Origin of the sequence: Streptococcus sp. oral taxon 431 (assembly GCF_001553685.1) — a bacterium.
Classification (GTDB): Bacteria; Bacillota; Bacilli; order Lactobacillales; family Streptococcaceae; genus Streptococcus.
Window position 1 is genome coordinate 1,862,096 of the sequence record NZ_CP014264.1, and the last position, 24,762, is coordinate 1,886,857.

General features: G+C 41.0%; 19 protein-coding genes. 3 read left to right on the forward strand and 16 right to left on the reverse strand.

The window, feature by feature from the left end; genetic code table 11:
* Nucleotides 1-119: 119 nt before the first annotated feature.
* From AXE83_RS08770 to AXE83_RS08780, 3 genes are all read right to left on the reverse strand, one after another.
* Nucleotides 120-2,078 (reverse strand): peptide ABC transporter substrate-binding protein, encoded by a 1,959-nt coding sequence (locus AXE83_RS08770; RefSeq protein ID WP_060956164.1) that lies wholly within the window; start codon nucleotides 2,076-2,078, stop codon nucleotides 120-122.
* 160 nt (nucleotides 2,079-2,238) lie between these two features.
* The gene (locus AXE83_RS08775; protein WP_060956165.1) at nucleotides 2,239-4,206 is read right to left on the reverse strand and encodes a peptide ABC transporter substrate-binding protein; all 1,968 of its coding nucleotides are present in this window, start codon (nucleotides 4,204-4,206) and stop codon (nucleotides 2,239-2,241) included.
* A gap of 177 nt (nucleotides 4,207-4,383) precedes the next feature.
* Nucleotides 4,384-5,994 (reverse strand): glycoside hydrolase family 13 protein, encoded by a 1,611-nt coding sequence (locus AXE83_RS08780; RefSeq protein WP_060956166.1) that lies wholly within the window; start codon nucleotides 5,992-5,994, stop codon nucleotides 4,384-4,386.
* Nucleotides 5,995-6,146: 152 nt separating this feature from the next.
* Here AXE83_RS08780 and AXE83_RS08785 point away from each other — a divergent pair, with 152 nt between their 5' ends.
* Together AXE83_RS08785 and AXE83_RS11440 are read left to right on the forward strand one after the other, a co-directional pair.
* Entirely contained in the window at nucleotides 6,147-7,631 is a 1,485-nt protein-coding gene (locus AXE83_RS08785) for a DUF1846 domain-containing protein (RefSeq protein ID WP_045762827.1), read from the forward strand.
* Between the two features lie 179 nt (nucleotides 7,632-7,810).
* Complete coding sequence (locus tag AXE83_RS11440) at nucleotides 7,811-8,086, forward strand: hypothetical protein (protein WP_060956167.1); 276 nt, start codon at nucleotides 7,811-7,813, stop codon at nucleotides 8,084-8,086.
* A gap of 217 nt (nucleotides 8,087-8,303) precedes the next feature.
* On the opposite strand, the gene glmS is transcribed toward AXE83_RS11440, so the two are convergent.
* Nucleotides 8,304-10,112, reverse strand: coding sequence for a glutamine--fructose-6-phosphate transaminase (isomerizing) (gene glmS / locus AXE83_RS08795; RefSeq protein WP_060956168.1), 1,809 nt, complete (start codon nucleotides 10,110-10,112; stop codon nucleotides 8,304-8,306).
* Nucleotides 10,113-10,294: 182 nt separating this feature from the next.
* On the opposite strand from glmS, the gene AXE83_RS11445 reads away from it, so the two are divergent.
* The gene (locus AXE83_RS11445; RefSeq protein ID WP_049528859.1) at nucleotides 10,295-10,453 is read left to right on the forward strand and encodes a hypothetical protein; all 159 of its coding nucleotides are present in this window, start codon (nucleotides 10,295-10,297) and stop codon (nucleotides 10,451-10,453) included.
* 558 nt (nucleotides 10,454-11,011) lie between these two features.
* Here the strand turns inward: AXE83_RS11445 and recG are convergent.
* From recG to AXE83_RS08865, 12 genes are all read right to left on the reverse strand, one after another.
* Nucleotides 11,012-13,027, reverse strand: a complete 2,016-nt coding sequence (gene recG / locus AXE83_RS08805; protein WP_060956169.1) for an ATP-dependent DNA helicase RecG — start codon at nucleotides 13,025-13,027, stop codon at nucleotides 11,012-11,014.
* 24 nt (nucleotides 13,028-13,051) lie between these two features.
* Nucleotides 13,052-14,155 carry an alanine racemase gene (gene alr / locus AXE83_RS08810; RefSeq protein ID WP_060956170.1) on the reverse strand — a complete coding sequence of 368 codons (1,104 nt, stop codon included), beginning with the start codon at nucleotides 14,153-14,155 and terminating at the stop codon, nucleotides 13,052-13,054.
* Complete coding sequence (gene acpS, locus AXE83_RS08815; RefSeq protein ID WP_060956400.1) at nucleotides 14,145-14,507, reverse strand: holo-ACP synthase; 363 nt, start codon at nucleotides 14,505-14,507, stop codon at nucleotides 14,145-14,147. The genes alr and acpS overlap by 11 nt, the downstream gene beginning before the upstream one ends.
* A gap of 45 nt (nucleotides 14,508-14,552) precedes the next feature.
* Nucleotides 14,553-15,584: a 3-deoxy-7-phosphoheptulonate synthase gene (locus AXE83_RS08820; protein ID WP_060956171.1), complete on the reverse strand. Its 1,032-nt coding sequence runs from the start codon at nucleotides 15,582-15,584 to the stop codon at nucleotides 14,553-14,555.
* A 1-nt stretch (nucleotide 15,585) separates the two neighbouring features.
* Nucleotides 15,586-16,617 carry a 3-deoxy-7-phosphoheptulonate synthase gene (locus tag AXE83_RS08825; protein ID WP_060956172.1) on the reverse strand — a complete coding sequence of 344 codons (1,032 nt, stop codon included), beginning with the start codon at nucleotides 16,615-16,617 and terminating at the stop codon, nucleotides 15,586-15,588.
* An 81-nt stretch (nucleotides 16,618-16,698) separates the two neighbouring features.
* The gene (gene secA / locus AXE83_RS08830; protein ID WP_060956173.1) at nucleotides 16,699-19,212 is read right to left on the reverse strand and encodes a preprotein translocase subunit SecA; all 2,514 of its coding nucleotides are present in this window, start codon (nucleotides 19,210-19,212) and stop codon (nucleotides 16,699-16,701) included.
* 667 nt (nucleotides 19,213-19,879) lie between these two features.
* Nucleotides 19,880-20,473 (reverse strand): LemA family protein, encoded by a 594-nt coding sequence (locus tag AXE83_RS08840; protein WP_060956174.1) that lies wholly within the window; start codon nucleotides 20,471-20,473, stop codon nucleotides 19,880-19,882.
* A gap of 38 nt (nucleotides 20,474-20,511) precedes the next feature.
* Nucleotides 20,512-21,351: a TPM domain-containing protein gene (locus tag AXE83_RS08845; protein ID WP_060956175.1), complete on the reverse strand. Its 840-nt coding sequence runs from the start codon at nucleotides 21,349-21,351 to the stop codon at nucleotides 20,512-20,514.
* A gap of 668 nt (nucleotides 21,352-22,019) precedes the next feature.
* Nucleotides 22,020-22,298 (reverse strand): DUF5960 family protein, encoded by a 279-nt coding sequence (locus AXE83_RS08850; RefSeq protein ID WP_060956176.1) that lies wholly within the window; start codon nucleotides 22,296-22,298, stop codon nucleotides 22,020-22,022.
* Complete coding sequence (locus tag AXE83_RS08855) at nucleotides 22,291-22,653, reverse strand: hypothetical protein (RefSeq protein WP_060956177.1); 363 nt, start codon at nucleotides 22,651-22,653, stop codon at nucleotides 22,291-22,293. Before AXE83_RS08855 ends, AXE83_RS08850 begins: the two co-directional genes overlap by 8 nt.
* Complete coding sequence (locus tag AXE83_RS08860; protein ID WP_060956178.1) at nucleotides 22,650-24,065, reverse strand: Y-family DNA polymerase; 1,416 nt, start codon at nucleotides 24,063-24,065, stop codon at nucleotides 22,650-22,652. The genes AXE83_RS08855 and AXE83_RS08860 overlap by 4 nt, the downstream gene beginning before the upstream one ends.
* A 4-nt stretch (nucleotides 24,066-24,069) precedes the next feature.
* Entirely contained in the window at nucleotides 24,070-24,756 is a 687-nt protein-coding gene (locus AXE83_RS08865; RefSeq protein WP_060956179.1) for an XRE family transcriptional regulator, read from the reverse strand.
* Nucleotides 24,757-24,762: the final 6 nt, after the last annotated feature.

Consider the following 24,762-nt stretch of genomic DNA (forward strand, 5'->3'; position numbering starts at 1 on the left):
ACCTTTATGGCAATTGCTAATGAAGTTTTGTCGCGGCAGCTGATAATTCTTTGTTCGTCATTTAGTCTACGACACCGACATTTGCCTACAGATTTCTGCCTCGTTTCCTCTTCTTAAAATTATTTCACGTGGCTTTCAAAGTCTTTTTGACTCTTTTCGACAGAATTTTTACGTTCTTGTTCCCATTTAGCCTTGGCTTCAGCAAATTGAGAACTTGTAACGACATCTGTCTGCAATCTCATGTACTTGTAGTTGCTTCCAGTTCCTTTGATACCAACTAATGAGTAAGCTCGTGTAAATGGTGTAACACGTGTCACTGAAGCCCCACCACCGTTTGAATTTACAGGGAGCAATAGCGAACTATCAATCAACCAGGCTTGTGCATCTGCATAGTTTTCATAGCGTTTGGCTACGTCTGTATTTTCTGCATCTGCTGCTTTCAATTTTTGAGTATACTGGTCCAATCCAATACTGGTAATCTTATCCGTATCCTTGCTTGGATCAAGTCCTAAAATCTTGAGATAGAATCCATCCTCAGCGTTGAAAGGATTAAGATAAGTTGATGGATCTTGGTAGTCTGCAGACCAACCATCCAAGTTCAAATCATAGTCATGATCAGCTGTGGTTGGCGCTTGGAATGTCGCATTGGCATAGTCTTCTGTTGAAATTTGAATTACATCAATCACTACATTTTCTGCCCCAAGAGTTGATTCGACAGATTGTTTAAGCGAATGAATCTTTGGAAGCAAGGTTTTGTTAACTTGGTCTACAGGCAAGTCCAAATGAATCGGGAAGGTTACACCTTGTGCTTCTAGTTCTTTTTTAGCCTCTGCAAACTGAGCTTGTGCTTTTTCTTTATTGAAGTAGCCGTCTTGAGCGTCTTCAAGATTCATGTTTGACCACTGTGTACCGTAGTTTACCAACTTAGATGAAACTGTCTCACCAAAGGTCTTATCTCCAACTTGCACGAAAGTTGGTGGCACAAGTGTGTTACGAAGAGTGTTTTTTGCAGCTTCCTCTCCATTAGACTGAGCCGAGTAGGCTGTACGGTCAATTGCAAAGTTGATGGCTTGACGGAAGTTTTTATTTAAAATCGCAGCTTGGGTCGCTTGTTTTTGCTCATCGCTAGTCTTAGCTGTATGATTGTATGCTTGGCGGTTAACGTTAAAATTATAGTACCAAGAAGTTGCGTCCTGCAAGCTATAGACGATGTTGTCCTTATATTTTTCCTTAGTCTTTGCAAAGTTTGAGCTATTTGGATAGACTCCTGCAGATGAGTAAGCACCACTTTCAAAGTTACGAATCGTCATATCTTGGTCAGAACCATCAACATAGGCCAATTTAACTCTTTCAATCGTTACTTTTTCTTGGTCATAGTAATGAGGATTCTTCTTGTACTCGAGTGATGATTTTGATGTAAATTCTTTTAACAAATAAGGACCGCTATAAAGAATACTATCTGCTTTCAACTCTCCAAATTCTTTACCTTTAGAAGTCAAGAATTCTTCATTCACTGGGAACAAGATACTATTGGTAGTCTTAGAGTTCCAGAATGGTTCTGGTCGTGTCAAGGTATATTGGACAGTATAGTCATCCAAGGCTTTGACTCCAACATTTGAAAAGTCAGTATTTGCACCTGTCACATAATCATCTAATCCCTTGATTGAGTTTTGAATCAAATCAAGCGCTTGACTCTTGTTATCAGCTGCATACTTGATACCTGTGACGAAATCTTGTGCTTTAATTGGGGCGTATTCTTCCCCATCAGCCGTGAACCATTTAGCATCTTGACGAAGTTTATAAGTGTAAGTCAAGCCATCCTTTGAAACACTCCAATCTTCTGCAAGAGCAGGAATGAGATTTCCATAATTGTCATTTTCAAGCAAACCATCTACCAAGTTGGTTACAACAGCAGTGTTATCTCCTGAATAGTCCAAAAGGTAGTTGAAGGTTGTTGGATCGGCACCAAATGTTGACGAGTAGGTTTTAGCGTCTGATGCTGACTTCCCACACGCTGTCAACAAGACCGCAGCAGCAAGTGTCAACCCCGCTCCAATCAAACGTTTTTTAAGTTTCATGTTTCATTTCTCCTTATATGTTAGGTTTTGTAACATACAACTATATTATCAAATTTTGACCTAAAAGTAAAGTTATATCCTTATTTGTCCATTCGTCAATAAAAGGAGAAAATAAAGAAATCCTGCTTTAAAACAGGATTTCTTTATTCATTACAAAAGACTATTTAACGTGATTTGCTAGTTCTTTTTGGTATTTGGCATTTGTTTCAAGTTTCTCTTTTTGCCATTTCTTGAGAGCTTCTTCGTATTCTTTAGTGGTTACAATATCGTTTTGCAACTCTAAGCCTTTGAATACAAATGGATCACCCTTGATACCAACTTGAGAGTATGCTTTTGTAAATGGCACTGTACGACTAACTGTCGGAGAACCACCTGAAGATGCTACAGGGATAAGGAGCGAGCTATCTGAAACCCATGCTTGGGCTTTGGCATATTTTTCATAGCGTTTGTTGAGATCGCTCGTTTCTGATGCTGCATCATCCAAGAGTTTCTTGTACTCATCAAGTCCAACTTGAGCCATGACTTCTGGATCTTTTCCTTTTGTGATACCCAAGTGTTTAAGGGCAGAACCCTTCTTAGCATCTAGGATATTGAGATAGGTTGCCGGGTCTTGATAGTCTGGCCCCCAACCAGTTCCGTTCAAGTCATAGTCTTTTTGAGAAGGAACTTTAGCTTGAGATGTAATGCTCATTTTCTCATTGTCAGTCATTTGAAGTACATCGATGACAACATTTTCATTTCCAAGTGCTGCTTCGACAGACTGTTTGAGGGAGTTGGTCTGCTGTACAGCAATGACATCTGTCTGTTCAACTGGAATATCCAAATGGATTGGGAAGGTTACACCTTTAGCTTGCAATTCTGATTTTGCTTTTTCAAAGGCGGCTTTTGCTTTTGTTGGATTGTAAAAGGTATCTTTACCATCTGTCAAAGCTACATCCTTCCACTGGTCTCCGTATGTTACCAATTGTTCTTGAGCCAATTCTCCGAAGGTCTTTTCACCAACCTGAACATAGTCATAAGGCACAAGGCTGGTACGGATAATCTTGTCTGCACCTTCTTCGCCATTCATCTGTGCAGAGTAAGCATGACGGTCAAGAGCGAAGTTGATGGCTTGACGGAAGTTTTTATTGAGAAGCGCTTCTTTAGTTGATGTTTTTTGGGCATCATCTGTCTTAGCTGTTTTATTGTAAGACTGACGATTTACGTTAAAAGTAAAGTAATAGCTAGTGGCTTCTTGTGGACTATAAACGATCTTATCGCCGTATTCTTTCTTAGTTGAATCAAAGCTTGAGCTAGTTGGGAAGAGGCGAGCTGTCGTATATGAGCCTGACGCAAAGCTACGAATCAATGATTCTTGGTCAGAGCCGTCGTAGAAAGTAAGCTTGACGTGGTCAATCTTAACATTGTCCTTGTCCCAGTAATTCGGGTTCTTTTCGTACTCGATCACGGATTTCGAAGTGAAGTTCTTCAAAATATAAGGACCATTGTAGAGAATACCTGAAGGCGCTGCTGCACCGTAATCTTTCCCTTGAGAATTTAAGAATTCTTCATTAACTGGGAGCATGGTTGCTGTTGTTACCTTAGAATTCCAGAAGCTTTCTGGTTTGTTCAAGGTATACTCAACCGTATAGTCATCAACTGCTTTGACACCGACTGTTGAGAAGTCATTCGTTTCACCGCTAACGTACTCTGCCAATCCTTTGATGGAGTCTTGGATAAGTGTTAGGCCATCTGATTTACCATCTGCAGCATGTTTCAAACCAGTCACAAAGTCTTGGGCCTTGACTTCAGCATACTCTTCTCCTTCAGAAGTATACCATTTGACACCTTTACGTAGCTTGTATGTGTAAGTCAAACCGTCTTGTGAAACAGACCAGTCTTCAGCAAGCGATGGAATTAAGTTTCCATATTTGTCATTTTCCAAGAGTCCGTCGACCAGGTTGGCGATGACATCTGATGTTGAACTTTTACTAGTAACGCTATAGTCCAATGTTGTTGGATCAATAGCATAAACATACGAAAATGTTGTTGGAGCATCTGCTTTTTTCTCAGTCTTGCCACAAGCCGCCAAAAGAAGAGCTGCGCTCATCGTTATCCCTGCTACTGCGAGCCACTTTTTCGATTTCATCGGTATTCTCCTTTAAAATACTATTTTCACCATTATACCCTATTTTTATATAAAAGCAAGGGTTTTAAGGGTATTTTTTAGAAAATTCAAACTAATTTAGCCTAATATTTATTAAAGAAATTTCTACACTTATTTTAGAAAAAACTCAAGCATCTTTGGACACTTGAGTTTCTAGGTTTATTTGGCTAATTCGACACTGAAGGCATCCCATGGAGCCAAGGTCTGTGTAGCTAAAGTTGCTTCTACTGAGGTATTTTCAATCAAGACAGACTTAACTGACTCTTCTACTGCAAACTCTTGCTGCTGGTTGGACAAATTGGCCACAACTAGGAAACGACGGTCTCCATCCTTACGGATATAAGCAAAGATTTTTTCAGCCGTATCAAGAAGTTCAAAGTCAGCACGAACCAACCAGCTATTTTCCTTACGAATGTTTACCAATTTTTGATAAGTATAGAAAATAGAATCTGGGTTTTCCAGTGCTTCCTGAACGTTGATTGCTTCGTAGTTTGGATTAACAGCCAACCAAGGTTGTCCGTCTGAGAAACCGGCATTTTTTGTCTCATCCCACTGCATTGGAGTACGCGCATTGTCACGTCCAATCACACGAATGCTATCCATGATTGTTTCCATTGAAACACCTTTTTCAAGAGCTTCACGCGCATAGTTGAGAGATTCAATATCTTCTACTTGATCTAGCTTTTCAAACGGGAAATTGGTCATCCCAATCTCCTCCCCTTGGTAAATATAAGGAGTCCCTCTCATGAGATGAAGCAAGATTGCATACGCTTTAGCAGATTTTTCGCGGTATTCTCGGTCATTTCCCCAGATAGAGACGATACGAGGGAGGTCATGATTGTTCCAGAAGAGGGAATTCCAGCCATCTTCAACTCCTAATTCCGTTTGCCATCTGTTGAAAATCTCTTTTAATTTCCCTACATTTAGCTCTTTTTGGTACTGCCACTTAGGTTTACCCTCCTGATACTGAAGACAGATATGCTCAAACTGGAAGACCATAGACAATTCTTGCCCCTTTGGATCCGAGTAGAGCTTAGCAATCTCGGGCGTTGCTCCCCATGTCTCCCCTACTGTCAAAAGCTCTTTGTCGCCGAAAGTTGCCTGATTCATTTCCTTGAGATAGGGATGGAGCATAGGACCATTATTAACCACCTTCTCGTCAGGAATTTTCCCAATCATGTCAATAACGTCCATACGAAATCCACCGATCCCTTTATCAATCCAGAAATTCATCATTTCATAGATTTTTTGGCGTAGTTCTTCATTTTCCCAGTTGAGGTCCGGTTGCTTCTTGCTGAAAAAATGGAGATAGTATTGACCAGACTTTTCATCGTATTGCCAGGCAGATCCACTGAAAATTGACTCCAATTCGTTAGGTTCATCCCGCCAGATATAGTAGTCTCGCTCAGGACTATCAGGATTTTCACAAGCTTCAATAAACCAAGCATGCTCATCTGATGTATGATTGACCACCAAATCCATAATGATTCGGATATCTCGTTTTTTAGCCTCAGCAATCAGCACATTCATATCTTCCATGGATCCAAAGATAGCTGCAATATCTTGATAATTGGCAATATCATAACCATTGTCATCCATGGGGCTATCATAGACTGGAGAAAGCCAGATCGCTGTGATCCCTAACTTAGCTAGATAGTCTAGCTTACTGGTAATCCCAGGTAAATCACCAATCCCATCTCCATTGCTATCCTTAAAACTTTTTGGATATACTTGATAGACGACTGCATTGTGCCACCATTTTTCTTGCATCTTTTTACCTCTATTTAAAATTGACTTTACTCCATCATAGACCTTTTATCAAAATTATGCAAGCGTTTGCTTTATCTTTTTTTCTCACTTTTGCGACTCTCTAGTTTCTAATCTTCCATTTTTTTTATATAATAGAGCTCAGAGGTAAAAAAATGAAAAAACAAGCTTTTAGTTCTGAACAATATTTGAATCTACAACGCGACCATATCTTGGAGCGCATCAACCAATTTGACGGCAAACTCTACTTGGAGTTTGGTGGCAAAATGTTAGAAGATTTCCACGCTGCTCGTGTCCTTCCTGGATATGAACCTGACAATAAAATCAAGCTCTTGCAAGAGTTGAAGGAGCAAGTTGAGGTTGTTATCGCTATTAACGCTAGCAATATCGAGCACTCAAAAGCTCGTGGAGACTTGGGCATTTCTTATGACCAAGAAGTGCTTCGTTTGATCGATAAATTCAATGAATTGGGTATCTTTGTTGGTTCAGTTGTCATTACTCAATATGCAGGACAACCGGCAGCAGATGCCTTCCGTAATCAATTAGAGAAGAATGGTATCGACTCTTATCTTCACTACCCTATCAAAGGGTATCCGACAGATATGGATCACATCATTTCTCCTGAAGGTATGGGGAAAAACGACTATATCAAAACTAGCCGTAACTTGATTGTCGTGACTGCTCCTGGTCCTGGTTCAGGTAAGTTGGCAACTTGTATGTCTAACATGTACCACGACCAAATCAATGGTATCAAGTCTGGTTATGCCAAATTTGAAACTTTCCCAGTTTGGAACCTTCCTCTCCATCATCCAGTCAACTTAGCTTATGAAGCCGCTACAGCAGACCTAGATGATGTCAACATGATTGACCCATTCCATCTCCAAACTTATGGAGAAACCACAGTCAACTACAACCGCGACATTGAAATTTTCCCTGTTCTTAAGCGTATGCTGGAACGTATCTTGGGTGAGTCTCCTTATGCATCTCCAACTGACATGGGTGTCAACATGGTTGGCTTTGCAATCACTGATAACGACGCTGCCATTGAAGCATCTAAACAGGAAATTATCCGTCGCTATTACCAGACAGTTCTTGACTTCAAAGCTGAGAAGGTTGGAGAAACTGCTGTGAAGAAGATTGAGCTTCTCATGAATGACCTAGGTATCACACCAGCTGATAGAAAGGTTGCTGTTGCCGCACGTCAAAAAGCAGAAGAAACAGGCGGACCTGCTCTAGCTCTTGAATTACCTTCTGGTGAAATCGTTACTGGTAAGAACTCAGAACTCTTTGGTCCAACAGCCGCTGCTTTGATCAATGCAATCAAGAAATCAGCTAACATCGATGCTGAAACAAAATTAATCGAACCAGAAGTGGTGAAACCAATCCAAGGTTTGAAAATCAATCACTTAGGTAGTCGCAATCCCCGACTCCACTCAAATGAAATCCTTATCGCACTTGCAATCACAGCTATGCAAAATCCTGATGCAGATCGTGCCATGAAAGAACTCGGAAATCTCAAAGGAAGCGAAGCTCACTCTACGATTATCCTAACAGACGAAGATAAGAATGTTCTTCGCAAACTAGGAATCAATGTAACCTTTGACCCTTACTATCAATACGATCGTTTGTATCGCAAGTAAAATACGACACTCACTCCTCTAAGAGTTGGATCCTTATCGTCCAGCTCTTAGAGTTTTTTTATAGCTTTCCAGTCTTTCACAAGCATAGCTTTCAAAAAGAATTTTAATTTTAATAGAAACTGGGATAACATTTGATTTTAGATTTATTTCTAATGAATCCTTAAAAGGAGTGATACTCAATGAAAATCAAAGAGCAAACTAGGAAACTAGCCGCAGGTTGCTCAAAGCACTGCTTTGAGGTTGTAGATGAAACTGACGAAGTCAGCTCAAAACACTGTTTTGAGGTTGTGGATAGAACTGACGAAGTCAGCTCAAAGCACTGTTTTGAAGTTGTGGATAGAACTGACGAAGTCAATAACCATACCTACGGCAAGGCGACGTTGACGCGGTTTGAAGAGATTTTCGAAGAGTATGAATCAATCCTCTTCAATCTTGACTTGAACTATCTTGACTGAGGTCTTGATCCGTTTTCTCTACAATATCAAATTGGTGTAATGAGACTGATTTCGTCACTCTTATCTAGAACCTCAAAGCGATGCTTGGAGACATCTACACAAGAGAACTAGTTTAGTCATAGATTTTCATTAAGTATACAAAAAAAATGAACAAGACAGCATTCTGATTTCCAGAAAACTATTTAGTTCACTTTTTCTTATGATTTAAACTTTGGGTTTATTCTACCGTTACTGACTTGGCAAGGTTACGTGGCTTGTCCACATCAAGTCCACGGTGTAGAGTTGCAAAGTAAGCGACCAATTGTGTTGGTACGACCATTGAGATTGGTGAGAGGTAAGGGTGTACGGTCGTAAGGACAATATCATCGGTATCTTTAGCAACATTTTCTTCTGCAATAGTAAGGACCTTAGCGCCACGTGCTGCCACTTCTTGGATATTTCCGCGAGTGTGGTTAGCAAGAACCGGATCTGACAAGAGGGCCAATACAGGCGTTCCTTCTTCAATCAAAGCAATAGTTCCGTGCTTGAGCTCTCCAGCCGCAAAACCTTCACATTGGATATAAGAAATCTCTTTGAGTTTGAGACTGGCTTCCATGGCTACATAGTAATCTTGACCACGTCCGATATAAAAGGCGTTACGTGTTGTTTCAAGAAGATCACGAACCTTGCTATCAATCAATTCTTTTTCTGAGAGAGTTGATTCGATAGACTGAGCCACGATAGACAATTCGTGAACCAAATCGAAAGCTTTGGCTTTTTCATTGCCATTTGCTTCACCGACCGCTTTCGCAAGGAAGGCAAGAGCTGCGATTTGCGCAGTATATGCCTTGGTTGAAGCAACGGCAATTTCAGGACCTGCGTGAAGCAACATAGTATGGTTGGCTTCACGTGACAGAGTTGATCCTGGCACATTTGTCACTGTCAAGCTTGGAATTCCCATTTCATTGGCCTTGACCAAAACCTGACGGCTATCAGCTGTTTCACCAGATTGGCTGATAAAGATGAAGAGTGGTTTCTTGCTGAGTAGTGGCATACCGTAGCCCCACTCAGATGAGATACCAAGTTCAACTGGCGTATCTGTCAATTCTTCCAACATTTTCTTAGAAGCAAATCCTGCGTGGTAAGAAGTCCCAGCTGCTAGAATGTAGATGCGGTCTGAGTCTTGAACAGCCTTGATGATAGCAGGGTCCACCACTACTTGACCAGCCTCATCTGTATAGGCTTGGATCAACTTACGCATCACTGTTGGTTGCTCATCGATTTCTTTAAGCATGTAGTAAGGGTAAGTTCCCTTACCGATATCTGACAAGTCGAGCTCTGCAGTGTAGCTAGCACGCTCACGACTGTTGCCATCATAGTCTTGCACTTCAACGCCATCTGCCGTCACAATCACCAACTCTTGGTCATGGATCTCCATGTATTGGTTAGTTTCACGAATCATAGCCATAGCATCTGAGCAGACCATGTTGTAACCATCTCCAAGACCAATCAAAAGTGGTGATTTATTCTTAGCTACATAGATGACTTCAGGATCTTGTGAGTCAACCAAGGCAAAGGCATAAGAACCACGGATAATGTGAAGAGCTTTTTTGAAGGCTTCAAGTACTGACATGCCGTCTTCTTCAACAAATTTTCCAATCAAGTGTACAGCGATTTCTGTATCTGTTTGTCCCTTGAAGTGGTGACCTGCAAGGTAGTCTTCCTTGATTTCAAGGTAGTTCTCAATCACCCCATTGTGGACCAATACAAAACGTCCTGTCTCAGAGCGATGTGGGTGAGCATTGTCTTCTGTTGGTTTACCGTGAGTGGCCCAACGAGTATGTCCAATACCAGTTGTCCCCTCAACGCCAGCAGTTTTAGCAGACAATTCTGCAATACGACCAACAGCCTTCACCAAATGGTTTTCAGCACCACCTAGGACAAAAATTCCCGCAGAATCATAACCACGGTATTCGAGCTTTTCAAGCCCTTGAATCAAAATATCAGTTGCATTTGTGTTTCCAACAACACCAACAATTCCACACATAGTATATACGACACAGACAAGCTGTGCTTTCCCCTTAAATTGGTATAGTCTAATTCTCGCTTTGCAGAATCAGCAAAAACAGTATATACTTGTTTCTTTTACTTGTCAAGAATAAAAATTGGTATAGCGTGATTCTGCCCATTCTATCTACTAAAAATCTATCATATTTCGCCTAATACTCAATGAAAATCAAAGAGCAAACTAGAAAGCTAGCCGCAGGTTGCTCAAAGCACTGCTTTGAGGTTGTAGATAAAACTGACGAAGTCAGTAACCACACATACGGCAAGGCGAAGCTGACGTGGTTTGAAGAGATTTTTGAAGAGTATAAAGCAAGTATTTAAAAAGGGCTCTACTGCCCTTAATAACTACTATTTTGTAGCAACCTTTTCTGCTTCCACTACTTCTTGAAAGGTTTTTTGATAATTTACTTTAATCGTCATTGTCATGTGAGAGTCCTCGTTTCTTTTTGATGAACCCAGTATAAAATCTCTTCCTAAAACATAGCTTACATTTTCCTTAGAAAAAACTAAAAGTAACTTCTGACTCAACGAAAACGAAAGAGCAAACTAGAAAGCTAGTCACAGGTTTCTCAAAGCACTGCTTTTAGATTGCCTGTTAAGACTAAGGTGTTGTTTGAAGTAATGTTGAAGTTTATACATTCAGTAAATCAAATGAACATAATCACTTTTCTAAATCCCTTACCTGAGAATCCCATACAAAAAGAGCGTTCGTTACCGCTCTTTTACTTAGTATTTATGAGAAGGTGTTTGTTCCTGTTGAAACGTTTTTTGGTAATTTACTTTAATTGTCATCGTCATGTGAGAGTCCTCGTTTCTTTTTGATGACCCTAGTATAGACAATAACCCTAAAAGCAAACTTAAGATTTTCTTAGAGAAAGCTTAATCTAAATGTTCTTTCTTTTCTAGATTTAGGGCAATCATATGCCACTCTGGGTCCTCCTGCCAGTTAGAAAGGGAGCTGATATAACCAGCTACCTTACGCGCTTCCTCAAGAATAGGAAAATCTTCGATAATATCAGCCACTTGAAACTCTGGTAGACCTGACTGTCTGGTTCCAAAAATCTCACCAGAGCCACGCATTTTCAAATCTTCTTCTGCAAGGACAAATCCATTGGTCGTTTCCGTCATGATGCGCATGCGATCCTTTCCAGAATCAGTTTTGGGATTGGCCACAAGTACCGCATAGGACTGCTTGTCTCCCCGACCGACACGACCTCTGAGCTGATGAAGCTGACTAAGTCCGAAACGGTCAGCATCCATGATAATCATGACTGTCGCATTTGGCACATTGACCCCGACCTCGATAACCGTTGTCGAAACCAGAATATCTGTATTTCTCTCTTTGAAATCCTGCATAATCTGGTCTTTTTCATCACTCTTCATCTTACCGTGTAAGAGAGCAACTTTTGCTTTTTCTGCAAAATGAGCCGTCAATTCTTCCGATAAAGCAATAGCATTTTTAAGATCCAGGGCTTCTGATTCTTCAATCAAGGGAGAAATAACATAGGCTTGTGAACCTTTCTGAATCTCACCCTCCAACCAAGTCAAGACCTGGGGCAACTGTTCATGTTTAATCCAGCGTGTTACGATCGGTTTTCGTCCCGCTGGCATCTGGTCAATAATGGAAACATCCATATCTCCAAAAGCTGTGATGGCTAAGGTCCGTGGAATCGGAGTTGCCGTCATCATAAGGACATCTGGATTTTCTCCTTTTTCCCGTAAAATACGCCTTTGTCCCACACCAAATCGGTGTTGTTCATCGATGATAATCAAACCAAGTCGAGCGTATTCCACCCCATCCTGTATAAGGGCATGGGTACCGACGATCACATCAACCTCGCCCTTAGCAATCGTTTCCAAAACCGTGCGTTTTTCTGCAGCTTTTAGTGAACCTGTTAGGAGGGCTAGTTTCAAATCTGGAAAGAGACTTTCTAGACTTTCAAAATGCTGCTCTGCAAGGATCTCTGTCGGAACCATTAGAGCTGCCTGATAACCAGCCGTTACAGCCGCGTACATCGCTAGACCCGCAACCACTGTCTTCCCACTACCGACATCCCCTTGTAAGAGTCGATTCATGTGTTGGTCCGACTTCATATCTGTTAGAATTTCTTGTAGGCTTTTTTCTTGGGCTTGGGTTAAGGCAAAAGGCAATTTCTCTTTAACGGCAGTTAGTTTTTCCTGGGACCAATTCAGGACCAATCCACTTCCGTGAATCTTATTTTCAGATTTGAGGGTCTGTAACTGCATTTGGAAATAAAAGAGCTCCTCAAACTTAATTCGACGAAGGGCCTGTTTGTATTCTGCTAAATCCTTAGGAAAATGCATGGCACGAACAGCCTGACAGCGAGACATGAGTTTGTATTTATCGAGCAAGGACTGAGGGATATTTTCCTCTATCAAGAGATCTAGACCCTGGTCAAAGGCGGTTTTAATGACTTTAACAAGGCCTGCTTGACTAACTCCTTGTGCGAGACGATAGACAGGTTGGAGATCATCCTCCACTTGGGCTAAAACCTTCATACCTGTGAGACTAGCTTTAGCACGATCCCACTTTCCAAAGACAGCCAAGGTTGCTCCTAGTTCAATCTTGTCAGCCAGGTAGGGTTGGTTAAAGAAGTTAACCGCAAACACAACTTCTCCCTGTTTGAGACTAAAACGTAGGCGATTACGCTTAAATCCATAATACTGAACACTAGCAGGAGTCACGACTTGACCAGATAGGACAGCCTTTTCACCATCTTCTAGTTCTAGCACCTGCTTGGTCTTAAAATCTTCATAACGGAAAGGAAAGTAGAGCAAGAGGTCTTGCAGATTTTCAATTCCTAGTTTGGCATATTTCTCTGCTGATTTAGGTCCCACGCCTGGCAAGACATGCAAGGGTTGGTGTAAATTCATGCTACACTCCTTTCCTTCTGTTTTTTAATAATATTCTCTCGGAACTCGATCACTGAGGAGACAAACCACCTCATAATTGATGGTTCCTCGATAAACTGCTACGTCTGTTGCAGTAATCTCCTTGTCCCCGTTTGAGCCAATCAAGGTTACCTTGGTACCCAATGGATAAAGCTTAGGCAAACGAATGGTGATTTGGTCCATGGATACACGTCCTACGATGAGGCACAATTGTCCATCTACCAGAACTGAGAAATTCTGCATATCTCGTGTCCAACCATCTGCATAACCTATCGGTACCGTTGCAATGACTTGCTCACCGTTTGCTTGATAAGTTGCTCCGTAACCCATACAAACCCCAGCTGGGACTGTTTTAACATGAACAATAGCTGACTCCAAAGTTAAGGCTGGTTTTAGTTCATAAGGCAATTCCAAAACTTGTCCACTTGGATTGAGACCATACATGGAATCTCCCATGCGAACAACACTGAAAATAGTTTCTGCATGCCATAGAGTCGTTGCGGAGTTACTAGCATGAACCAATTCTGGTACTTCTTGCAAGCCATCTAGGATTTCCTTGAAACACTCTAACTGTTCCTTAAAATAGCTATCCGACTCTTCATCAGCAGTTGCAAAATGTGTAAAGATTCCCTCAACATTTGCTCCATGCTCCTTGAGTAAAGTTTGCGCTTGTGCCGCCTCGCTTGCACTTCTAAAACCAATTCGTCCCATGCCTGAGTCAATTTTAAGGTGAACAGTTAAACCTGATAAGTCTGACTCTGTGGCTATGAGTTTCTGAATCCATTCCAATCCAGCCACTGTCAAGGTAATATCAAAATCCTTAGCCAATGAAAGAGATTCAACCTCAGATACTCCTAAAATAAGAATCTTCTTAGAAATTCCTGCCTGACGAAGCTCGATGGCTTCATCGATATTAGAAACGCAAAAACCATCAACGTCATCCTGGATAGCCGTAGCAACAGCAACCGCTCCGTGCCCATAGGCATTGGCTTTTACAACTGCCCATTTGAGGGTATCTTTGGGAATGTGCGCTCCCATTTGTTGGATATTGTAGCGAATTGCTTCTAGATGAATAAGGGCCTTAGTTGGTCTATGTGGACTAGTTTTCATAATTTTCCTCCAAAATAACACTAGCTGTCACAAACTGATCTGTATGGCTAATCGATAACCACACTTTTCCTGAAAACGGGGATTTGCTGAAGTAGGGAGCACCTCTCTCATTGTTCAAGACTTCCAAATCCTGAAAACCTAGCTTTCCAATACCCGTTCCCATAGCCTTTGAAAAAGCTTCTTTAGCTGACCAACGACCAGCCAAATACTCAATCTGTCTACGACCTTTGAGACTGGCAAAGCGCTTCAATTCCTTGTCTGTCAAAACACGCTGCGCAAAGCCTTCTCTTTTTTTAACTGCATGTTGTATGGAAGCTAATGCTTCGATATCGATTCCGTGTCCAACTATCATTTTCGTCAAAAAGAGTTGAGGTTCCCCCAACTCCATCCTTTTCACTTATTTTGTTAAGGTAGTATAGATTTCTTCTACCAAGGCTACTGTGTTTTCCCATCCTAGACATGGGTCTGTAATAGAACAACCAAAGATTTCTGGTTGATTTTGGCGACCATCTGCCAAGTAAGATTCAATCATGAAACCTCGAACTGTCTTCTTGATCTTTTCATTCCAGTCACGGTTGAGCAGAGCCTGACGAACAATTCGAACTTGCTCCATATATTGCTTGCCTGAATTATCATGGTTAGTATCAATCATGATAAAGGGATTTTCAAGCCCCATAGACTCGTAACGGCCGATAGTATCTAAGAGAGTTTCATAGTAGAAGTTTGGTTCATTCTTCCCATATTCATTCATAGCTCCACGAAGGATAACGTGGGCCAGGGGATTACCTGAAGTCTCAACTTCTTGTCCATGGTAAAGAAATATTTGCTTGTTTTGTGCAGCATAGATGGCATTAAACATAACAGATAGATTTCCTGAGGTTGGATTTTTCATCCCCACTGGTGCATCAATCCCTGAAGCTACAAAACGGTGTTCTTGGTCTTCTACTGAACGCGCACCCACGGCATGGTAGCTCACCAAGTCGTCAACTAAAACTAGATTGGATGGATAAAGCATTTCATCTGCTGTAGTCAATCCAGTTTCTGTAATCACTCGATAATGAAGCTGACGTACAGCCTGCAAACCATTAATCAAACTTGGTGCTTTAGAAGTATCTGGCTGATGAACCAAACCCTTGTAGCCATCTCCATTGGTGCGTGGCTTGGCTGTGTACACACGCATGACCATGAAAATCTTATCCGCAACTTTCTTCTGCAAGTCTGCCAAACGGCGAGCATACTCAAGAACTGCTTCTTCATTGTCAGACGAACAAGGTCCAATGACCAACAAGATTCGGTCATCCTTTCCTGAAAGGATGTCTGCTAGTTCCTGGTCACGGCTTTCCTTATGTTGCAAGGCTTTTGCAGATAACTGTGTTTCCGCCTTAATCGCTTCAATATCGATTTCTTGACCTTTTTCAATAAATGCCATATTATTCTCCTAGTCTTTGGTAGATTTCGCGCACAAGAGCCTCAGTATTTTCCCATCCTAAACATGGATCGGTGATAGATTTCCCAAAGACCTCTGGTTCATTTTGACGACCGTCTTCTAGATAAGACTCAATCATGAAACCACGAACATATTTTTTAATCTTTTCATTCCAATCGCGGTTAATCAAGGTCTGACGAACGATGCGAATCTGATCCATATACTGCTTGCCTGAGTTATCATGGTTGGTATCAATGATGATAAATGGATTTTCAAGGCCCATCTTTTCATACTGGGCAATGGTATCCATCAAATTATCATAGTAGTAGTTAGGAATATTTTTTCCGTATTCGTTAAGGGCACCACGGAGAATGGCATGGGATAAAGGATTTCCAGTAGTTTCGACTTCTTTCCCTAGGAAAAGGAAACTCTGCTTGTTTTGCGCTGCATAAATACCGTTGAACATGACATTGAGATTTCCTGAGGTTGGATTTTTAAAACCTGTCGCAAAATCTGCTCCACTAGCTACAAAACGGTGTTGCTGGTCTTCAACCGAACGAGCTCCAACTGCCATATAAGAAATCAAATCATCTACCAAAGGAAGGTTCTCTGGGTACAACATCTCATCTGCTGTTGTCATTCCTGTTTCATAAATAACACGGTAATGCAGGTGACGAACCGCCTTGATCCCATTGATGAGACTAGGTGCTTCTTTAGCATTTGGTTGGTGAATCAAGCCCTTATAACCATCACCATTAGTACGTGGTTTAGCAGTGTAGACGCGCATCACCATAAAGACGCGATTTTTGACTTCTTCTTGCAATTTTGCCAAACGCTTGGCATACTCAAGAACTGCTTCTTCATTGTCAGACGAACACGGACCAATCACCAACAAAATTCGTTGATCTTCACCACGAATAATCGCTTCAAGTTCTTGATCGCGTTGTTGTTTATTGGCAAGTGCTTGTCCTTCTAATTTAGACAAACTACGAACTTCTTCAATATTAATTTTAGGGCTTTTGGCTGTAAATACCATGATTCATCCTCCTTATAAAGCAAACGGACGCCAAGCGAAAATTCACTTTTCACTAGGCATCCGCCTGAAAATTAGTCATTCTTAATGTCGTTTACCGTGACAGTTTTTAAATTTCTTACCAGAACCACATGGGCACAAGTCGTTACGCTTAACTTGGCTAAGATCCAAATCTGCAGGAAGATCAGCCTGTTGCGCAGCGATATTACGAGTAGCGGTCGTACTGATATGACGCTCTGCTTGTGGACGCTCTTGTTCATGAATTTGTGCTTTCATCATCAAACGAGTCACATCAAACTCAATGGAACCAATCATATCATTAAACATACGGAAACCTTCTGCTTGATACTCAACGACAGGGTTATTCTGAGCATAACCACGGAGACCAACAGCATTACGCAACTGATCAAGAGCATCGATATGGTCTGTCCACTTGTTATCTACAACACGTAGAATCAAGACTTTTTGGAATTCTTTAACAGCTTCCTCATCACGAAGCTTAGCAACTTGACTATCGTAGACTTTCAAGGCACGTTGGTAAAGTTCATCTTTGATCGCTTGGTCTGACAAACCTTCTAGGTCTGAAAGTGAAATTGAATCTTCTGGAAGCAAGTTGTATCTTGCAAAATTCAAGATAGCTTCTAGTTTTTCATCTTGTTTAGCACGCGCATGATTATCAACAACACGATTAATAGTGCGTTTAATCATTGCATGAATCTCAGGAGCTAAGTCGCGATCAGCAGTGATGACATCGTAACGTTGTGAGTAGATAATCTCACGTTGCTCACGCATGACATCATCGTATTGAAGGACTTGTTTACGGGTGTCGTAGTTGTTTCCTTCAACACGTTTTTGTGCTGCTTCAACCTGACGTGTCAACATACGAGATTTGATCGCTTCGTCTGACATATTGAGACGTTCAAAGACACCCTTCAAGCGCTCTGAACCGAAACGTTTCATCAAATCATCTTCCAGAGAAAGGTAGAATTGTGACTCCCCTGGGTCCCCTTGACGTCCTGAACGTCCACGAAGCTGGTTATCGATACGACGACTTTCATGGCGTTCTGTACCAATGACACAAAGTCCACCAAGTTCACGAACACCTTCACCAAGCTTAATATCAGTACCACGACCGGCCATGTTGGTCGCGATTGTAACTGCACCACGTTGGCCAGCATTCATGATGATTTGAGCTTCTTTGTAGTGGTTCTTGGCATTCAATACTTCGTGAGGAACACCTGCAGCTACCAATTTTTTAGAAATATAATCACTGGTTTCAACTGCAACCGTACCAACCAAGACAGGTTGACCTTTTTGGTAGCGAGCTTTTACATCTTCGACAACAGCCTTAAACTTAGCTTCGATACTTGCATAGAGTAGGTCTGAGTGGTCGATACGTTGAACCGGACGGTTTGTTGGGATAGGAATAACACGAATATTGTAAATTTCGCGGAATTCTTCTTCCTCAGTCTTACCAGTACCTGTCATCCCTGACAATTTCTTATACATACGGAAAAGGTTTTGGTAGGTAATAGAAGCTGAAGTCTTGGTTTCATCTTGGATTGGCACACCTTCTTTGGCTTCAATCGCTTGGTGCAAACCATCAGAATAACGACGACCTTCCATGGTACGACCTGTAAATTGGTCGACAATCAAGATTTCCTGCTCTTCGCTGACCACATAGTCAATATCAAGAATCATGATGTAGTTAGCACGAAGGGCATTGTCGATAAAGTGAGTCAAGGCTACGTTTTCGATATCGTAGAGATTTTCTAGTTTGAAGTAGCTTTCAGCCTTGTCAATACCAGAATCAGATAGACCAATTGTCTTAGACTGAATATCAATGATATAGTCATCCTTATCCAAAGACTTCACAAAATGGTCTGCCATATGGTAGAGTTGGCTAGTTTCAACTGCATTGGCTCCTGAAACGATCAAAGGAGTACGAGCTTCGTCAATCAAGATAGAGTCAACCTCATCGACCAAGGCATAGTTGAGTGGACGTTGAACCATATTCTCCGCACGAACAACCATGTTATCACGGAGGTAGTCAAATCCAATCTCTGAGTTTGTTGAATAAGTGATATCACACTCATAAGCTTCTTTTTTCTCCATTGGAGATTTGGCTGCCAAGTTAATCCCTACTGACAAACCAAGCCATGAGTACAACTCACCCATCTCAGTCGCGTCACGTTCTGATAGATACTCATTGACCGTAACTACGTGTACACCTTTACCTGAAAGGGCGTTAAGGTATACTGGCATAGTCGCTGTCAAGGTTTTCCCCTCACCAGTACGCATCTCAGGAACGTCACCATGGTGAAGAACGATCCCCCCCATAACCTGAACCTTATACGGGAAAAGACCAAGAACACGCTTAGCTCCCTCGCGTACAACAGCAAACGCCTCATACAAAAGTTGGTCAAGAGTCTCACCATTTTGATAGCGTTGTTTGAATTCTTCTGTTTTTGCTTTCAATTGCTCGTCTGTTAACGCAGCCATTTCATCTTCATATCTTAAGACTTTGTCCGCCATCTTTTCCAAGCGACGGAGTTCGCCTTTATCATTTTCGATGATTGTTTTTAGTAAATTTGCCATTTTTTTCCTTACTTTAAATTCTGAATATTTTAGAATGTTCTTTTTATTGTAGCATATTTGCCCAATTTTTTCAAGAAATATTCCGTTTTCCCTTAGGGCAAAAAAGGGCTAATCATCGAGATTAGTTCCTCTTAAAATTCCTACTCTTAGTTTCATTTTTCCCTAATTTAAACTTCTACTTAACTCCGCATTGAGAAACGAAGCATCCTTCAGTTATTAGGCAATAATTTCCTCAGTTCTCTCAAGGAAGATTAGCCTTATTCTTTTCCAACTTCAGTTTTTTCATAAACTTTAGACAAGTATAAACTATCCAGTCATTGAGTAAGGATAAAAAGACTAAAACTATCCATATCAACCACCTAGCTAAATCCTTGGGTTCTAGTAAAATAAAATTAAATAAGATTAGCGAAAAAAGAGTGAAAGCTAGACTAAACAAGGCCATGAGAGGTAAATAAATCCAGTAAAAATAGTAAAGGAGTGAAAAGTGTTTTCTTCCTGGTCGTGCCTTCCTTTGCCAACTAAAAAAGAAAAAATAGGGCACTAAAATCAACAATTGTAGCAACTTCTCCATCTCATCACCTCCAGAATGGTTTCCTATTTTTATTATAGCAAAAAGACCTGGAAAGTAGTTTCCAGATCTTGCAATTCTTAGAAATAAACGGCCAGTCTACTGTTTTGATGTAGAAGTACTAAAGTCAACCTTTGGAGCTGTCTTGGCTTCTTCGCTTTCTTTGAAGGTTTCTGCTTCTTTAAAGTTCATCATATTAGCAAAGAGAACAGTTGGAAAGCTTCTTAATTTTTGATTGTAGTCAGTTGCTGCCTGGTTGTAATCCTTGCGGGCTACAAAAATACGATTTTCGCTTCCAGCCAACTCCGTCATGAGTTGTTCCACATTTTGATTGCTCTTAAGCTCAGGATAGTTCTCTGTCAATACAAGTAGGCGTGAAATAGCTGAACTCAACTCACTTTGAGCCTCTTGGTTTTCCTTTGAAGTAACAGAGCCATTCCCAATTTTTGCACGTGCTTCTGCAATCTGGGCGAAGACCTCTGTTTCATGGTTCATTTGTCCCTTTACAGACTCTACCAGATTTCCAATCAAGTCTGAACGACGTTGGAGGGCTGTCGCTACATTTGCTTGAGCTTGTTCTACCTTGGTCTGTTCGGAGACAAGACCGTTATAAGTACCTACAACCGAGCAACCTCCCAGCAAGATAATGGCTAGTAAAATGCTCAATACATAAATGATTCCTTTATTTTTCATATCTAAACCTACTTATTTCCTTAAATTTTATACTAACATTACCAATCATCGGATGAGCCACCGCCATCAAAGCCTCCGCCGTCCCAGCCACCAGAAGAATCTGAACCTGAGTCTGACCAAGATGAATCCGAATCGGATGAGTCACTAAACCACCATCCTCCGTCAGAGGAATCTCCTCCTCGGCCACCGCCGCCTCCTCTAATAATGGCTATAAATACGATAATGAAATAAATGATTATCCCTACTCCAAACACATTGTCCATAGGGTCACTGTTCTTACGATGACTAGACGAGCTACTATTGCGACTCGATTTTTTCCCACTGATGCTATCAGAATAACGTTTGATTTTAGAGGATTCATCAGATGGAAATGTTCCACTTCCTCTATAAAACTGATTGTCCAAGCCTTTGGCAATCGCTAGAATTCCTTTACCATAGTCACCAGTTTTGAAATCTGTACGGCTGGCTGCCAAAATCTGCTTGGTTTGATAGTCCGTTATTCTAATGGCGGTGTTATTACTGGTTTCAATTCTCGATTTACGGTCTTGAACAGCTACTACAATGAGACTTCCAAAATTATCTCCTGAATAGCCAATCTTCCAAGCCCTGGCAGTTTCATTAGCCACCGTTTCAATGCTTTCTCCTTCCAGACTATCTACGATATAGACACCTATTTGGAGCTTTTCTGCCTTTTTACTATTAGCTTCATTCAAATCACGAATTTGTGTGATAGCGTCCTCTGTCAAATAGTGATTCGGATCGTAGATACCATAGTCTGGTTTTTCAGGTGCTGTGAATGCTGATAAGAAGAGAAATACCATCAGCAATCCAAGGATACGCGCCAAGAAACTTTTCTTTAACCATCTATATTTTTTCATAATAACCTCCCTGTGCAAGGAAAATTGTTTAGAGAATTATAGCATTTTGATTTTTACAAAGAAAGTACATTTTCATTACAAATCTATGACAAGAACTAAGAAAATGATGTTTTTTTGATGACAAATCGGATTCTCTATTCTGCATTAAATGGTCTAAATTTCCACCATATTGACTGCAATTGCCAAAAAGAACAAGCACAAGTACTCGGAACCAATCTTAGATAAATTTTGGATCTGTTGACAAACCTTATTTCTTGGCATTATAGTTCATAAGATTTGCATTTCTTGATATCTAAGGATAGATCACACAACTCATGACAAAAGAGAGGCTTTGAGAGGGAGGAATTTCTCCGTACTATACCCCCGAAAAATTTAACTTTCAGGGTCTATACATTCTTAAATCTACTAGTCTTTGTATTCTTGTGGAGAAAAATTTCAGATCCATAAAAAATTTTCAGAAATTTTTATTTTACAATTATGATAAAAAATATAGTCATCGATATATTTATCTACTGATCAAACATTTTTAACGTTTTTTCCGTTATTCTCAAAATTTTCAAATCACTTGATGAATTTATGATGTTTTAGCACTCTCTGTTAGGGGTGCTAATTCACTGGATAATTTATTTTCAAAATAAATATAGGCTTCATCTGTCGTAGCGTTCAAATTATCTATTCACATGCTTTTTATAGTGAAAACTTCTACATCCTACGCGACAATCTATCTCAAAATAATAATAATGATCTCTGCCATCCTTGGCATTTTCCTTGTTCAAGACAAAGTAGTCCTTTTGGTTGATAGCCATGGTTCGCAGAATGTCGTCAATCAGAAAAGTCAGAGGTACATTCATGGCAGAGTATTTTTGGAAATCTTCTTCAAAGCGGATGTAGTCATCTGAAAAATAGTCCATCTGTAGTTTATTTTCATAAAGTTCTTTTCTAGTCATAAACTTCCTCCTGACAAAGTTGGATTGTGAGAATATCATCTACCCTTATTAATCGATAGCCCTCATCCGTTCTAATAGAGATTTCTTCGGGGGATAATGCTCTTACTTCACCGATTATCGTGCTTTTATGATTTTTCTCCTTGACCACAAAAGAGCCTTTTAGTCGTCCGACGTAGAGCTGGGAAAGTAGCAACAACTTCTCGACTGAATTCAAATCTGTTGATAAATCGACACGATTGTTTTCTGCAATGAGTGAACTCGTATGCTCCGATAGAAAAAAGCCCATCCACTTCTGCATGCCTGGATCCTGATAATCCCTCGCGGATTGGAAGGGCAAATAAGAGCGATCAATCATTTTAGTCCATCTAATCCTCCAGCAGAGTGCCCTCCGATCAGCTTACTTCTTGCAATACTTCTCGAGGCATCCTCTAAAGCAGTCGCCTTCAAGAGAGAAGTAAAGCCAAATTGCTCTCGAATCGAATCAATGGCGGTCTGGAGCCTTTCTTCTTTTTCTAGCTTGTCAACATCATCAAAAAGGGAAATTAAAGCAAAGGACTCGTCCACAAATCCTGAATAACTAACGGCAACGCTTCTGACAGCTCCAGAAGTATATTTGCTATGGAATAATTTCAGTACATAACTGACTAAAAGACCGGTATTATTGGTCGGCTCAATCTTCATCTGGGTATGGATGGAGCGTTTTTGTTCCTGCTTAGAAAATCCAAGATGAATAGACACAACTGTCGTCTTCTTTCTGGCCCGTCGAAGCCTGATAGCCACCTGCTCAGCCATCTCTCGAAGGATAATTTCGATGTCTCGTTGCTTGACATAGTCTCTCGGTAAAATTTGCGAATTGCCTAAGCCGTGAGATTTGGCTTTATAGGGCTTGTGAACATTACTCTCGTCTATTCCATTGGCATGAAACCACAAGCGAAGTCCAGCTTGGCCAAGTTCCTTCTTCAGGACATCCGGATTGCTATTAGCCAATTCCTTAATCGAATGAATTCCTAAGGCGTTCAAGCGCTTCTCCATTCGACGTCCAATCCCCCAAAAGTCAGTCATCTTTGGAATAGACCAGACCTTATCTTCCACATCCTGGTAAGACCAATTGGCTCGCATAGTCGGTGTGTGCTTGGCTTCATTATCCAAAGCCAACTTAGCAAGCAGAGGATTGGCATTCGACATGCCGACCGTCGAGTAAATCCCGGTCTGTCGCCAGATATCTCTCTGGATACGAGCCGAAAGCATGTCCAGCTTATCTTTACGAGAAATCTGCTGGTCCGGAACAAAATAATTGAGCGAACTGGTTAGATCAATAAAGCCTTCATCAATTGAATAAGGATAAATATCATCTGGACCGCCATAGTTCTGAAAGATTCGTTGGATTTTCATATTAACTGCGATATACTTATCCATCCGAGGAGGGACAATGACGGTCACCCGAGCCCAGTCTTCGATAAATCTCACATAGGCTGAGTCTGTCCGTAAGCCTTGTTTCTTAGCATTGTAGTAGGAAAATTTGCGCGTCTTAATATCAAAAGGCAGGTCATAAGCACGACCTACATTTGCTTTCCCAAAGACCTTTTTAAACATAGGCGAGGAGGCAAGAATAAGCCCAACAGAATTATCCGCCCGACTCATGACACAAAGGGAGGTTTTGAGGGGATGGAGTCCTCTTTCCACACACTCAACACTGGCATAAAAGGACTTCATATCGACAAAGGCAATATCACTTTTGGGCTCTCTGGAATAATCAAAGTAGCCCATAGACTTATCCCTCCATGGGTACGAAATTGCCCACGATAATGCCTACAATCCGCGGATCTTCCTCATAAGAAATGAAAATATCCTTGTATTTAGGATTGATGGAAACCAGACGCAAGCCATCCTCTTCTCGATAGACCCGTTTGATATAGGTCTGGTTATTGCAAACCACTGCATAGACAGCACCGTCATAATCAAATCCGGTCTCACGAATCAAAGCTACTGAACCATTTTGATATTTGGGTTCCATAGAATCTCCAGAGACCCAGGAAGCAAAATCGTGAGCTAGTTCCTCATTAAAGTAAACCGTATCAAAGTTGCGATCATCATAAACTGAAGCTCCGATACCGGCTGACATACGTTCGTAGACATGATACTCGAAAAGTTTTTCTGGCATGGCCGTTACCTTCTTTGCTTGTTCTTCTTGAACCAGGTTGCGAGCATAGACTACCACCTTTTCTTTCCCTTGGCTAGAGAGGCTATTATAGATACGAACAATCTCAATTTGGGTGAAATAACCTTTTGGTACTTTTAAAATCTCTTCTAGTTGTGAAACCTTCTCTTTAGAAGGCTCCTTGACTCCACGCTCCCAAGCCGAATAAGCCTGAAAACTAATGCCAAGCTGCTCTGCAATTTCCTTCTGTGTTAGCTTTAGCTCTTTTCTCCGAGCCTTTAGTTTTTCTGGTTGGTACATGACTTC